General features: G+C 69.2%; 10 protein-coding genes and 1 tRNA gene. 6 read left to right on the forward strand and 5 right to left on the reverse strand.

The genetic code is table 11. The features are described from left to right. Nucleotides 1-66: 66 nt before the first annotated feature. Together OJJOAM_RS05100 and OJJOAM_RS05105 are read left to right on the forward strand one after the other, a co-directional pair. Nucleotides 67-2,241 carry a S8 family serine peptidase gene (locus tag OJJOAM_RS05100; RefSeq protein WP_422649079.1) on the forward strand — a complete coding sequence of 725 codons (2,175 nt, stop codon included), beginning with the start codon at nucleotides 67-69 and terminating at the stop codon, nucleotides 2,239-2,241. Further along, entirely contained in the window at nucleotides 2,238-3,593 is a 1,356-nt protein-coding gene (locus OJJOAM_RS05105; RefSeq protein WP_422649080.1) for an MBL fold metallo-hydrolase, read from the forward strand. The genes OJJOAM_RS05100 and OJJOAM_RS05105 overlap by 4 nt, the downstream gene beginning before the upstream one ends. Before the next feature lie 41 nt (nucleotides 3,594-3,634). On the opposite strand, the gene OJJOAM_RS05110 is transcribed toward OJJOAM_RS05105, so the two are convergent. Beyond that, nucleotides 3,635-4,588, reverse strand: a complete 954-nt coding sequence (locus OJJOAM_RS05110; RefSeq protein WP_422649081.1) for a LysR family transcriptional regulator — start codon at nucleotides 4,586-4,588, stop codon at nucleotides 3,635-3,637. Between the two features lie 126 nt (nucleotides 4,589-4,714). Here OJJOAM_RS05110 and OJJOAM_RS05115 point away from each other — a divergent pair, with 126 nt between their 5' ends. The 3 genes from OJJOAM_RS05115 to OJJOAM_RS05125 all read left to right on the forward strand — a co-directional run bounded on the left by OJJOAM_RS05115 (nucleotide 4,715) and on the right by OJJOAM_RS05125 (nucleotide 7,686). Next, nucleotides 4,715-5,977: a D-amino acid dehydrogenase gene (locus OJJOAM_RS05115; protein WP_422649082.1), complete on the forward strand. Its 1,263-nt coding sequence runs from the start codon at nucleotides 4,715-4,717 to the stop codon at nucleotides 5,975-5,977. A gap of 127 nt (nucleotides 5,978-6,104) precedes the next feature. Next, the gene (locus OJJOAM_RS05120) at nucleotides 6,105-7,058 is read left to right on the forward strand and encodes a glutamate/aspartate ABC transporter substrate-binding protein (RefSeq protein WP_422649083.1); all 954 of its coding nucleotides are present in this window, start codon (nucleotides 6,105-6,107) and stop codon (nucleotides 7,056-7,058) included. A gap of 277 nt (nucleotides 7,059-7,335) precedes the next feature. Next, nucleotides 7,336-7,686 carry a hypothetical protein gene (locus OJJOAM_RS05125; protein ID WP_422649084.1) on the forward strand — a complete coding sequence of 117 codons (351 nt, stop codon included), beginning with the start codon at nucleotides 7,336-7,338 and terminating at the stop codon, nucleotides 7,684-7,686. A gap of 115 nt (nucleotides 7,687-7,801) precedes the next feature. On the opposite strand, the gene OJJOAM_RS05130 is transcribed toward OJJOAM_RS05125, so the two are convergent. From OJJOAM_RS05130 to OJJOAM_RS05145, 4 genes are all read right to left on the reverse strand, one after another. Further along, a tRNA-Ser gene (locus tag OJJOAM_RS05130) sits at nucleotides 7,802-7,891 on the reverse strand. A 109-nt stretch (nucleotides 7,892-8,000) separates the two neighbouring features. Continuing rightward, entirely contained in the window at nucleotides 8,001-9,314 is a 1,314-nt protein-coding gene (gene serS / locus OJJOAM_RS05135) for a serine--tRNA ligase (RefSeq protein WP_422649085.1), read from the reverse strand. Nucleotides 9,315-9,458: 144 nt separating this feature from the next. After that, the gene (locus OJJOAM_RS05140; protein WP_226108615.1) at nucleotides 9,459-10,826 is read right to left on the reverse strand and encodes a replication-associated recombination protein A; all 1,368 of its coding nucleotides are present in this window, start codon (nucleotides 10,824-10,826) and stop codon (nucleotides 9,459-9,461) included. A 221-nt stretch (nucleotides 10,827-11,047) separates the two neighbouring features. Continuing rightward, nucleotides 11,048-12,085: an ABC transporter ATP-binding protein gene (locus OJJOAM_RS05145; protein WP_422649086.1), complete on the reverse strand. Its 1,038-nt coding sequence runs from the start codon at nucleotides 12,083-12,085 to the stop codon at nucleotides 11,048-11,050. A 254-nt stretch (nucleotides 12,086-12,339) separates the two neighbouring features. Here OJJOAM_RS05145 and OJJOAM_RS05150 point away from each other — a divergent pair, with 254 nt between their 5' ends. Continuing rightward, a complete protein-coding gene (locus tag OJJOAM_RS05150; protein ID WP_422649087.1) occupies nucleotides 12,340-14,028 on the forward strand; it encodes an ABC transporter permease in 1,689 nt (562 codons plus the stop codon). Nucleotides 14,029-14,060 lie beyond the last annotated feature (32 nt).

Consider the following 14,060-nt stretch of genomic DNA (forward strand, 5'->3'; position numbering starts at 1 on the left):
TTGCAGTGGCCGCGCCGGCACGAAGCCGTTAGGCTATGCAGCGAGCGCGACGAGGAGACAACCCCGATGCCCCGCGACGATACCCCGCCCCTGCAGCATCTGCATCCCAAGCTGCGCCAGGTCAGCAACGGCAGCGAGCCGGTCAACCAGCTGCGCGCGCAATACTCGCAATGCGTGGTGACCCGCAAGTCCGCGCTGCCCGAACCGGCCGAGCGCCGGCTGGCGATCGAGCAGCAGGAACGCGACCGCTTTGCCGCCGGCCTCAGCGACTACAGTTGCCTGACGGTGCATCGCGGCCGCGTGACGCGGCCCAAGCAGCAGGCCATGCCGGTGGCCGACGACGTCTTCATCAACGTGATCGTCGAAACCGAGCCGCGCGAGCCCGGCGCACCCGACGATACCGAACACGTGCTGCGCGCCATCGACCGCATGCTGGCCGAGGCCGGCCATCGTCGCCGGCCCGGACAGCAGCCCGCCACGCCGCTGCTGCATCGGCGCAATTTCATCGCGGCCACCGTGCCGATCTCCACGCTGCGCGCGCTGGCCGCGCTCGACGGCGTGCGCTACGTGCACCGCAGCGAGACGCTGTCGCTGCGGCTGCCGCGCCCTGATCGCGGCCCGGCCGCAGCGGCGGCGATCGCACCCACGCCGCGGCGCGTCACGGTCGATGGCCAGGCGCAGAGCGGCGCCGGCGTGCTGATCGGCATCATCGATGTGGGCGGCTTCGATTTCTCGCATCCGGACTTCCTCGATGCCGACGGCAATACGCGCTTCGTGTCGATCTGGGACCAGGGCGGCGATTTCCGGCCGCCGCCGCAGGCCTTCGGCTATGGCGCCGAGCTGACGCGCGAACGCCCGAACGCCGCGCTGCAGGCGGCGCGCAAGGGCGGACCGCCCGCCACCGAGCTGGAACGCCAATCGCAGCAGGAGCCCGGCTCGCATGCGACCCATGTGGCCAGCATCGCCGCGGGCAATCAGGGACTGTGTCCCGGCGCGCGGATCGCCGGCGTGCTGATCAGCGTCGAGCCGCCCGGCGACGACTATGCCGCGCGGCGCTGGACCTTCAGCGATGCCTCGCGCATCGTCCATGCAGTCGAATATCTGCTGGCGGTGGCCGAGCGGGAGGGCCTGCCGCTGTCGATCAATATCAGCCTGGGGACCAACGGCGGCTCGCACGACGGCGCCAACGGCACCTGCCGCTGGCTCGACGCGTTCCTGGCCACGCCGGGCCGCGCGATCTCGATCGCGGCCGGCAATGCGGGACAGGAGCGTCCCACCGACGAGGACCGCTTCGGCTGGATCATGGGCCGCATCCATACCAGCGGCAAGATCGCGGCCAAGGGCCTGACGGTCGAGCTCGAATGGATCGTGGTCGGCGATGGCATCGCCGACCTGTCCGAGAACGAACTCGAGATCTGGTACGGCGCGCAGGACCGCTTCACGGTCTCGGTGCAGCCGCCCGGCTCCACCGACTGGTACGAGGTCGCGCCGCGGCAATACATCGAGAACCGGCGGCTGCCCGACGGCACCGTGCTGTCGGTCTACAACGAACTCTACCATCCGTCCAACGGCGACAACTACATCGGCGTCTACCTGTCGCCCTTCCTCGATGCGCGCGCCTATACGCCGATCACCGCCGGCGTGTGGAAGGTGCGGCTGCACGGCGACGAGATCCGCGACGGCAGCTTTCACGCGTGGATCGAGCGCGACGATCCGATGGAGCTGCAGCGCCGGCGCGAGCTGGCGGCCTACCGCTTTCCATCGTTCTTCGCCGAGGCCACCAACGTCGATTCGCATTCGATCAATTCGCTGGCCTGCGCGCATTGGGTGATCGGCGTGGCGAACGCCGACGCCGAGCAGGCACGGGTCCATATCTCCAGCAGCCAGGGGCCGACGCGCGACGGGCGCAACAAACCGGATGTCTGCGCGCCGGGCACGGGCATCGTCGCCGCCAACGGCTTCGTCGAGGGCGGCGGCTGGGTCGCGATGACCGGCACCAGCATGGCGAGTCCCTATGTGTGCGGCGTGATCGGGCTGATGCTGGCCGCCAAGCCGACGCTGACGGCGGCCCAGTGCCAGGGCATCCTGCGGCGCACCGCGCGGCCGCTTCCCTCGCACGACTACGCCTGGCGCAACGACGCGGGCTACGGCCTGATCGACCCGGTCGCGGCGATCGAGGAGGCGCGCGCCTTCGACGAGCGCCGCGAGCGGCGGGACCCACCGGCGCGGAGGCGCGCATGAAGATCCGCTTGTTCCAGTCCTATCAGGGCGACTGCCTGCTGATCGAAGCGGCGTCGGGCCACAGGATGCTGTGCGATGGCGGCACCGGCGCGGCGATGCGCGATTTCGTCGCGCCGTCGCTGGAGCGGCTCGCGCGCGACGACGCCATGCTCGATCTGGTCTACGTCTCCCATATCGACGACGACCATCTGGGCGGCATTCTCGCGATGCTCGAGGCCGCGCTCGAGTGGAAGGTCTACGACTACCACGCCGAGCGCGGCGATCCGCCCGCCAAACCGGCGTCGCGCCGCGTGCCGCGCATCGGCGCGCTGTGGCACAACGCCTTCCACGACCAGATCGGCGCCAATGCGGGACCGATCCACTCCCTCCTCGCCGCCAGCGCGCGGGCGCTGCGGGCCAGCCATGTCGAGCCGCTGGAGGTGCTGGGGCGCCAGTACGCCCGCATTGCCAACTCGGTGCCGCAGGCGCTGCGGGTTTCCCGGCTGATCAAGGCGGACCTGCTCGATATTCCGTTGAATCCGCCATTGGGCGAGGTGGTAACGCCGGCGTCGGCGTCGGCGTCGGCGTCGGCGTCGGCGTCGGCCGGCAAGCTGATCATCGCGCGGCCGGATGCCGCCGCGGAGTCGCTCGGTTCGCTGCGCATCCGCGTGCTCGGCCCCACCGCCGCGGAACTGAAGCGGCTGCGCGAAGGCTGGAACCACTGGCTGCGCGATCCGGCCAACCGCCTGCGCGCCCAGGCCATCCGCGACCGCTATGCCAGCGGCTTGCTGGCGATGGCGGGCGGACGCGCCGACGATCCGTTCGACCTGCGCGAATGGGAGGGCACGCCGTCATACCAGGGCGTCACCACGCCGAATATCGCGTCGCTGATCCTGCTGGTCGAAGAGGATGGCCGTCGCGTGCTGCTGACCGGCGACGCGCATCCCGACATGATCCTCGCCGGGCTCAAGCAGGCCGAGCTGCTGCGCGACGGCGCGCTGCACGTCGACGTGCTGAAGGTCCAGCATCACGGCTCCGAGCACAATATGTCGCCGGCCTTCTGCCGCACGGTATCGGCCGACCATTACCTGTTCTGCGGCAACGGCGCGCATACCAATCCGGAACTGACGGTGCTCGATGCCTTGCTGGCCGCGCGCGTCGGTCCCGCCGAGCAGCGGGCACGCGCGCCGGAGGCCGAATCGCGGCCCTTCACGTTCTGGTTCAATACCACCGCCGCCGCGCAGACCCAGCAAAGCCATATCGCCCACATGGAGCAGATCCAGCGCTGGGCCGACGCCGCGCTGCGCAAGCACGGTCCGCGGCTGCGGGTGCGCTTCGTCGAGGGCGCCTACGCCAGCCTGACGTTGCGCTGAGGGGGGGATTCAGCAGGCCATGCCGGAGGCGATCCCGGCGGTTATTTGAGCGCGTGCTCGAAGGCGACCGCCGGCGCGGACAGGCGCCGGTCCAGCTGCCCCGCCAGCTCCCGCGCGGCCTCGGCAAAACGCTCGCGCAACTGCTCGGCCAGGCTCGGAATGCCGCGATGGCTGGCGCGCAGCATCTGGATCTCGAAGGCCATCGCCGGCTGGATTTCGTGCAGCGAGACCGCCTGCGGATCGCTGCCCAGCGCGGTGTACTGGTCGAGCAGCGCCACGCCCAGCCCGCTCTCGACCAGCTTGCGCGCCAGCGAATAGGTCTGGACTTCCAGCGTCGAATGCGGCTCGAGCGCATTGCGCGCCAGCAGCTGGCGCACCATCAGGCCGAGCGAGCTGTGGTCGTCGTAGCCGATGAAGGCGCGGTCCATCAGCCTGGCCATCGGCAGCGGCGTGCGCCGCGTCGCCCCGGACAGCGGCTGGCCGCGCGGCACCGCCAGCAGCATGCGGCCTTCGGCGACCGTGTGCGCGGCGATCGCCTCGTGCGGCGGCGGCGCGAAGGCGAAACCGATATCGATCTGGTTGCGCAGCAGGCCCTGCACGATCTCGTCGGTATGGTGGGTCAGCACCTGCACCTGGGTGTCGGGATGGCGCGCGCAGAAGCGCTGCAGCGCCGGCACCAGCAGCGGATCGGCCAGACTCGGCGTCGCCGCCACGCGCAGCCGGCCGGCGCCCTTGTGGCGCAGGCTCTCGGAAACCCGCCGCACGCGGTCGATCTCGCCATATAGCCGTTCGACATCGCCGTACAGCGCGGTGGCCTCGGGCGTCGGCCGCAGCCGGCCCTTGGCGCGGTCGAACAGCCGGAAGCCGAGCGAGGCCTCCGCGTGCTGCAGCACGCGCGTGACCACCGGCTGCGAGACGTGCAGCAGCCGCGCCGCCTCGCTGACGGTACCGGTCAGCATCACGGCGCGGAAGACCTCGATTTGTCGCAGGCGCATGGGAAATCCGGGGGATCGGGGCACGGTATAGCCGAAAGACATATTCTGGCACGTCTTCGCATTGGGCAGCCGCGCCGCCCTGCTCTACCCTTGCGGGATCGCAAACCGGTAGGGACGGATACGGCAATGAAGGTGGTGATCACCGGCGCCGGCGTGGTCGGCATGGCCACCGCCTGGCAACTGGCCAACGACGGCCATGAGGTCACGGTGCTGGAGCGGCGCGACGGTCCGGGGCTGGAGACCAGCTTCGCCAACGGCGGGCAACTCAGCTACAGCTATGTCGCGCCGCTGGCCGGTCCCGGCGTGCTGTCCAAGGTACCGGGCTGGCTGCTGCGCCGCGACGCACCGCTGCAGTGGCGGCCCCGGCTGGACCCGGCCCAATGGCGCTGGCTGGCCGCCTTCGTCGGCGCCTGCAATGCCTCGCGCAGCGACGCCACCACGCGCAAGCTGCTGCGGCTGGCCTTCCATTCGCGCGACCGCATGCGCGCCTTGCTGGACGAGCACCAGATTGACTTCGATTTTGCGCGGCGCGGCAAGCTGATCGTCCATCGCGACGCCGCCAGCTTCGATGCCGCGCGCCGGCTGCTGGACTTCCAGGCCGGTCTCGGCAGCGAGCAGTACGCGCTGGACCGCGACGCCTGCGTCGCGCTGGAGCCGGCGCTGGCCGGCATCCGCGACCAGATCGCCGGCGCCATCCATACGCCCAGCGAGGAGGTGGCCGATTGCCACCGCTTCTGCGTCGGGCTGGCCAATCTGCTGCGCCAGCATCCCAATGTGTCGCTGCGCTTCGGCACCGCGGTGCGCGCGATCGAACGCCAGGGCGACGCGGCCCGCGGCGTGCATACCGACAACGGCTTCGAGGCCGCCGACGCAGTGGTGCTGGCGGGCGGCATCGGCAGCGCGACGCTGCTGCGGCCGCTCGGGCTGCGCGCGCCGCTGTGGCCGCTGAAGGGATACAGCATCACGGTGCCCGTCGGCTCCGGCGCGCAGGCACCGCATATCAGCGTCACGGACTTCGCGCGCAAGATCGTCTATGCCCGCATCGGCAATACGCTGCGCGTGGCCGGCATGGCCGACCTGACGCGGCCCGATACCCGCATCGACGAACGCCGTGCGGCGACGCTGCTGGACGAGACGCGCTCGGTATTCGGCGGCATCGCCGGCGACCGTCCCTTGTCCGACCTGCAGCCCTGGGCCGGGCTGCGCCCCGCCACACCGAGCGGCCTGCCGCTGATCGGACAGTCGCGGCTGCGCAACCTGTGGCTCAATATCGGCCACGGCGGATTGGGGTTTACGCTGGCGATGGGCAGCGCGGGCCTGCTGGCGGATACGATGGCGGGGCGGCAGCCCGCGGTCGATCCCGCGGACTACAGCGCAACGCTGGCGTAGCGCCCGGCTGCGGCGCGTACGAACAGAAGAGCGGAACGAGGAGCCGCCGCTTGCACGGCCCTTGCTAGCAGCACAACCGATGTCGCGTTTCAACAAGAGCCGTTCCACAACCAAGGAGAGCCTGACCATGAAACTGCCTACCGCCACCCGCATCGCGCCACGACCGGCGCGCCGTTCGCTGCGACCCGCGCTGGCCGCGCTGCTGACCGCCGCGCTCGCTTACGGTGCGTTCGGCACCATCGGCGCCGCCCATGCCCAGCAGAACGACACGCTGGCCAAGATCAAGCAGAACGGCGTGATCACCCTGGGCCATCGCGAGTCGTCGATCCCGTTCTCCTATACCAATGGCCGCGAGGTCATGGGGTATTCGCACGAGATCATGATGGCGATCGTCGACAAGGTGAAGACGCAGCTGAACATGCCGAACCTGCAGGTGCGGATGATCCCGATCACCTCGCAGAACCGCATCTCGCTGATGCAGAACGGCACCATCGATCTGGAGTGCGGCTCGACCACCAACAACCTCGAGCGCCAGAAGCAGGTCGGCTTCACCAACAGCCTGTTCGTCTACGGCATCCGCATGCTGGTGCGCAAGGACGCCGGCGTGAAGGACTTCGACGATCTGAAGGGCCGCAACGTGGTGACCACCGCCGGCACTACCGGTGAACGCCTGCTGGTCAAGATGAACGGCGAGAAGGCGATGAACATGAACCTGACCGGCGCCAAGGACCACGGCCAGGCCTTCCTGATGCTCGAGTCCGGCCGCGCCGTCGCCTTCGTCATGGACGAGCCGCTGCTGTACGGCGAACTGACCAAGGCCAAGAATCCGGGCGAATGGACGGTCACCGGCACGCCGCTGCAGACCGAAAACTACGCCTGCATGCTGCGCAAGGACGATCCGCAGTTCAAGGCGCTCGCCGATGGCGTGATCGCCGACCTGATGAAGTCGGGCAAGGCCGAGCAGCTGTACAAGAAGTGGTTCCAGTCGCCGATCCCGCCGCGTGGCATCAACATGAACTACCCGCTGTCGGCGGAGATGAAGGACCTGTTCGCGAACCCGAACGACAAGGCGTTCCAGTAAGCCGTTTCGGTTCCCTGCAGCAAGAAGTCCGCATCGGCGCGCACTGCACCGATGCGGACTTTTCTCATTGTGGGCACGCCTCCAATCCGAAACGTAAAGTGCGTGCATTTTTCAGAAGCTTCGATGTGGCCCCATCGGCAAGCTGCGCAGGTCTCAACCCCCGCACTGCCGATCATGGTTCTGACTTACGACTCTTGCTACAAGCTGCTGTTCTCCGCGCCCCAATTGGTGCGCGAACTGATTACGGGATTCATTCCGGTCGACTGGCTGCACAGCCTTGACTACGACACGCTGGAGCGAAGGTGTCTTGTTGCTGCCCGAATTGGTCAACCTGATGGAAGTCAATATGAGCTTGTTGCAATCGTTGCATAACTACCGGCAAGCCGGCGTGCTCGAAGGCAAGCTGGAGGGCAAGCTGGAAGGCAAGCTGGAGGGCAAGCAGGAAGGTGAAGCGCATGTGCTGCGGAAAGTCCTGGTCCAGCGCTTCGGGCCGCTCCCGCCGGATATTGCGTCCGGAATCGCCGTCGCCAGCCCGGTGCAACTGGAAGCATGGGTCGACCGTCTCGGCGCCGCGCAGTGCCTCGATGACGTCTTTGAGGATCCGAACGGAGAATCGAGAGACGTCTGACGAGTGAGATGCCTCGTCAGGCGGCGTGGGCTCGGGCTGAGCGCTCGGGCAAAGCAAATCGCATCGCCCAAAAACAAAAACCCCCGAAGGCATGCCTTCGGGGGTTTTGCACTACTGGCGGAGAGGGTGGGATTCGAACCCACGGTACCGTTGCCGGTACGCCTGATTTCGAGTCAGGTACATTCGACCACTCTGCCACCTCTCCTGAACTGGTCGCGTTGCGGCGAAACCGAGATTATAGAGAAGTCAAAAACAGACTGCAAGAGGGTCGGCGCCTTTTTGCGCATGACTTCCTGCTCCCGGCTTCGCCGGCTTCAGGCCTCCGGCTCCAGCCGCGTCAGGCCGCCCAGATACGGCTGCAGCGCGGTCGGCACGGTGACCGAACCGTCCGCGTTCTGGTAGTTCTCGAGGATCGCCACCAGCGTGCGGCCGACCGCCAGGCCGGAGCCGTTCAGCGTGTGCACGAGCTCCGGCTTGCCCTGGCCGGCGCGGTAGCGTGCCTGCATGCGGCGCGCCTGGAAGTCGCCCATGTTCGAGCAGGAGCTGATCTCGCGATAGGTGTTCTGCGCGGGGATCCACACTTCCAGGTCGTAGGTCTTGGTGCTGCCGAAGCCCATGTCGCCGGTGCACAGCACGATGGTGCGGAACGGCAGGTCCAGCTTCTTCAGGATCGCCTCGGCATGGCCGGTCAGTTGCTCCAGCGCGTCGAACGATTCCTCGGGGCGCACGATATGGACCAGCTCGACCTTGTCGAACTGATGCTGACGGATCATGCCGCGCGTGTCCTTGCCGTAGGAGCCGGCCTCCGAGCGGAAGCACGGCGTATGGGCGACGAAGCGCAGCGGCAGCTCGTCGGCCGACGCGATGGCGTCGCGCATCAGATTGGTCAGCGGCACCTCGGCGGTCGGAATCAGGTAGTAGTTCTCGATCCGCTCGCCGCCGTCCGCGCCCTCGCCGCCCACCTGGCGCGGCACCTTGAACAGGTCGTCCTCGAACTTGGGCAGCTGGCCGGTGCCGCGCATCGACGCCGCATTGACGATGTACGGCACGTACATCTCGGTGTAGCCGTGCTCGAGCGTATGGGTATCGATCATCAGCTGCACCAGCGCGCGATGCATCCGGGCGATCCCGCCGCGCAGTACCGCGAAGCGCGAGCCGGTGATCTTGGCCGCGCTCTCGAAATCGAGGCCCAGACGCTCGCCCACGTCGACGTGGTCGCGCACCGCGAAGTCGAAGCTGCGCGGCGTGCCGACGCGGCGCACTTCGACGTTGTCGTTTTCGTCCTTGCCGACCGGCACGCTGTCGTGCGGCAGATTCGGCAGCGACAGCATCAACTGCTGCAGCTGGGCCTGGATGTCGTCGAGGCGCGCCGCGGATTCCTTCAGCGTGTCGCCGATGCCGCCGACCTCGGCCATCAGCGCCGACGCGTCCTCGCCCTTGCCCTTGGCCATGCCGATCTGCTTGGACAGCGCGTTGCGGCGGGCCTGCAGTTCCTCGGTGCGGGTCTGCAGTTGCTTGCGCTCGCTTTCGAGGGCCTGGAAGGCGCCCAGGTCGAGTTGGAATCCGCGCGTGGCGAGGCGTTGCGCCACGGCGTCGAGGTCTTTGCGGAGCAGCTGGATGTCGAGCATGTTTGCGGGAAAAGCGTGCGGTCGAAGCGATCGGAGCGATCGGGATGCGGCAGGCGTGCCGCCGAACCGCACATTTTACTGCACCGCGGCAGGACCCGGCCGCAGTACCGGCCTGCGGCCCGCGGCGCGCGGGCCATGACCGCGCTAGCCGTCGCCGTCGTCCGCCTTGCCGCCGCCCTTGCCCGCCGCCTGGCTCTTCTGGCGCCGGTGCCAGGCGTCGTCGAGCTCGCGCAGATGGCGCAGCTTGTCCGAGATCTTGCCCTCCAGGCCGCGCGGCGTCGGCTGGTACCAGCCCTGCGCCTTCAGGTCGTCGGGGAAATAGTGCTCGCCGGCGGCATACGCTTCGGGCTCGTCGTGCGCGTAGCGGTAGGCATGGCCGTAGCCCAGCTCCTTCATCAGCTTGGTCGGCGCGTTGCGCAGATGGACCGGCACCGCGCGCGACTTGTCCTTGGCGACGAAGGCGCGCGCGGCGTTGTAGGCGTTGTAGCCGGCGTTCGACTTGGGCGCGACCGCCAGATAGATCAGCGCCTGCGCCAGCGCCAGCTCACCCTCGGGCGAGCCCAGGCGCTCGTAGGTCTCGGCCGCGTCCAGCGTCATGCGGGCCGCGCGCGGATCGGCCAGGCCGATGTCCTCCCACGCCATCCGCACGATGCGGCGCGCCAGGTAGCGCGGATCGGCGCCGCCGTCTAGCATGCGGCAGAACCAGTACAGCGCGGCGTCGGGATCGGAGCCCCGCACCGACTTGTGCAGCGCGCTGATCTGGTCGTAGAACGCATCGCCGCCCTTGTCGAAGCGGCGCAGGTTCTCCGACAGCGCGCTGCCGAGCAGCGCCTTGTCGATCGTTTGCGCACCGGCGGTACGCGCGGCCCGCGCGACGATCTCGATATTGTTCAGCAGCTTGCGGCCATCGCCGTCGGCGGACGACACGATCAGCTGCAGCGCCTCGTCGTCCCATGCCACGCCGCCCAGCGCCTCGCTGGCGCGCAGGGCGAGCTGGCGCAACTCCGCGTCGTCCAGGCTCTTGAGCACATAGACCGCGGCCCGCGACAGCAACGCGCCATTGACTTCGAACGACGGGTTCTCGGTGGTCGCGCCGATGAAGGTGAACAGCCCGCTTTCCACATGCGGCAGGAAGGCGTCCTGCTGGCTCTTGTTGAAGCGGTGGACCTCGTCGACGAACACCAGCGTGCGGCGCCCGTGCGCGCGGTATTGCTCGGCGCGCTCGACCGCCTCGCGGATGTCCTTGACGCCCGACAGCACCGCCGACAGCGCGATGAACTCGGCATCGAAGGCATCGGCCATCAGGCGCGCCAGCGTGGTCTTGCCGACCCCGGGCGGGCCCCACAGGATCATCGAATGCGGCTCGCCCGATTCGAAGGCCACGCGCAGCGGCTTGCCCGGGCCAAGCAGATGCTGCTGGCCAATGACCTCGTCGATATTGCGCGGGCGCAGCCGTTCGGCCAGCGGTTGTCGGGAAGCGTCGGAGGGTTCGGAAAACAGCGAGTCCGGCACGGTGGTCAGGGCTTGGGTTTCAGGGCGGGCGGCGCGCGGGTTGCGGTACAGACGTCCGTGCAGATCGGTGCAGGTGTCGGTGCTCGTCACCAAGGCACGTCTCCGGGCACGTGTCCGGGCACGTCTCCGGGCATGACGCTGTGCGGGCCGCGCGGCCGGCCAAAGCGCCAGTGTAGTGCATCCGTACGCGACGCCGCCCGGCGGCGCCCAGGCCGGCGCCGCTAGCGCGGAAACGCCACCACGTCATCGACCTCGACGCGGATGCCGATCCAGTCGCCGACGCCGTGGTCGTGGTGCGACGGCGCCAGCGACAGCACCCTGCCGCCGCTGGCCAGGCGCAGCGTGTAGAGAATCTCGGCGCCGCGGAACGCCTTGTGCAGGATCTGCGCGCGCAGGGCGCTGGCATCGTCGTGCAGGATGTCGTCCGGGCGGATCAGCACATCGACCTCGGCCACCCCGGGTGCGACGGCCAGGCCGTCGCGGCTATGCAGGGTCCCGAGCTCGCAATCGACCTGCCCCGGCGCGGTCACGCGGGCGGGCATCAGCACGCCCTGCCCGATGAAATCGCCGACAAAGCGCGTGGCGGGCTTGTGATAGAGCTGGTGCGCCGTGCCCCACTGCTCGATCGCGCCGGCATGCATCACGCCGATCTCGTCGGCCATCGCGAACGCCTCGAGCTGGTCGTGCGTGACCAGGATCGCCGTCGCGCCCTGGGCCTTCAGGATCGCACGCACCTCCAGGCTCAGGCGCTCGCGCAGGTCCACGTCGAGATTGGAAAACGGCTCGTCGAGCAGCAGCAGTTCGGGACGCGGTGCCAGCGCGCGCGCCAGCGCCACGCGCTGCTGCTGGCCGCCGGACAACTCGTGCGGGAAGCGCGCGCCGGCGCCGGCCAGGCCGACCAGCTCCAGCACTTCGGCGACGCGCTCGCGCCTCGCCTGCCGGCTTTCCCGATGCAATCCAAAGGCGATGTTGTCTGCCACGCTCAGATGCGGAAACAGCGCGTAGTCCTGGAACACCATGCCGACGCGCCGGCGCTCCGGCGGCACCGCCACGCCCGGTGCGGAAACCAGTTGCCCGTCCAGCACGATCCGTCCGCCACGCAGCGGCTCGAAGCCTGCGATGGCGCGCAGCACGGTGGTCTTGCCGCATCCGCTGGGGCCGAGCAGGCAGCCGATGCTGCCGCGCGCCAGCGAGAACGACAGGTCCTCGATGACGATCTGGCTGTCGAAGCCGTGGCGGATGTGCTCGACCTCCAGCACGAGATCGGCCGGCAGGCTCGCCGCGGCGGCTCCGGCGGATCCCGCGGGCCCGGCAAGGCGTGGCGTCGGCCCGCGGCGACGTGGCGGACGCGGGAGTGGCCGGCGGAGTCGCTGCGGGCGTGACCGCGGCGGCGTCGGTATCGAGATCGAAGGCGGACATGCGAATCATTATAAGTATCAGCAACGCCAGACCGGCGGTTGATAGAATGCCCCAGCCGTGCCGCCTGCGGCACCCCTCCCAGCCGATCGCCCGCATGTCCCTGCTCCATCCCGCCCGATTGCCCGATAGCGACCATGCCGGTGCGGCACGGCGCGGACGGCGGCTGACCGCGATTCATCCGCTGTCCTTCGCGGCCGGCCTGGTGGCCCTGCTGATCGCGGTGCCCATCCTGGTGGTGGCGGCCAGCCTGCTGACGCCCAGCACCGAGACCTGGCATCACCTGGCCGACACGGTGCTGGGCGAATACATCGCCAACACGCTGTGGCTGCTGACCGGCGTCACCGTCGGCGTGCTGCTGCTGGGCGTGCCGACCGCGTGGCTGGTCTGCACCTATCGCTTCCCGGGCCGCGGCCTGATGGAATGGGCGCTGGTGCTGCCGCTGGCGATGCCCGCATACGTGATCGCCTACGCCTATACCGACGCGCTGCAGTTCGCCGGCCCGGTGCAGACCTGGCTGCGCGCGCTGACCGGCTGGGGTGCGCGCGACTACTGGTTTCCGGATGTGCGGACGCTGGGCGGCGCCATCGTGCTGTTCTCGCTGGTGCTCTATCCCTACGTCTACCTGACCGCGCGCGCCGCCTTCCTGCAGCAGACGCTGAACACGCTGGAGGCGGCCCGCCTACTCGGCCATGGCCCCTGGCGCAGCGTGCTGCGCGTGATGCTGCCGCTGGCGCGCCCCGGCATCGCGGCCGGCACCGCGCTGGCTTTGATGGAGACGCTGGCGGACTTCGGCACCGTCGCCTATTTCGCGATCCCGACCTTCTCGACGGGGATCTACCGCGCCTGGTTCTCGCTCGGCGACAAAAGCGCCGCCGCGCAGCTGTCGGCCTGCATGCTGGCCTTCGTGATCGCGATCCTGGTGGCCGAGCGCATCTCGCGCGGCCGCGCGCGCGTGCATGGCGGCCAGCGCCGGCTGCCGGCCTATCGGCTGACGGGCTGGCGTGGCCTGGCCGCGCTGGCGGCGTGCGCGCTGCCGGTGTTGCTGGGCTTCCTGGTGCCGGCGCTGATGCTGTTCGAGATGGCGTTCACCGACGGCGACGCGCAGTTCGGCCCGCGCTTTGTCGGGCTGGTGCGCAACAGCTTCGTGCTGGCCAGCGTCACCGCGCTCGCCGCGGTGCTGATCGCGCTGGCGATCGGCTATGCCGGGCGGCTCGGCCGCGGCTGGCCGATGCGGGCGCTGCTGCGGCTCTGCGGCATGGGCTATGCGCTGCCGGGCTCGGTGATCGCGGTGGGCGTGCTGGTGCCGGTCGCGCGGCTCGACAACGCGATCGCCGGCTGGGTCCAGCAGCTGACCGGCGTGTCGCCGGGACTGCTGCTGACCGGGGGCATCGCCGCGCTGGTCTACGCCTATCTGGTGCGCTTTCTCGGCGTCGCGCTGCAGACCGTCAATGCCGGGCTGGCCAAGATCACGCCCAGCATGGACACCGCGGCCCGCAGCCTCGGCCACGGGCCGGCGGCGACGCTGCGCCGCGTGCATCTGCCGATGCTGCGCGGCAGCCTGCTGACGGCGGCGCTGATCGTCTTCGTCGACGTGATGAAGGAATTGCCGGCGACCTTCGTGATGCGTCCCTTCAATTTCGACACGCTGGCCGTGCAGGCCTACAACCTGGCCGCCGACGAGCGGCTGGCCGAGGCCGCCACCGCCTCGCTGGTAATCGTGCTGGTCGGGCTGATTCCGGTGATCGTGCTGTCGCGCCAGATCCGCCGCAGCGCGCAGGGCTGAGCGACCGGAACGCAGTCCGTTGGGCGCGGTCC

The sequence above is a fragment of the Cupriavidus sp. H18C1 genome (assembly GCF_049311595.1).
GTDB lineage: Bacteria > Pseudomonadota > Gammaproteobacteria > Burkholderiales > Burkholderiaceae > Cupriavidus > Cupriavidus cauae.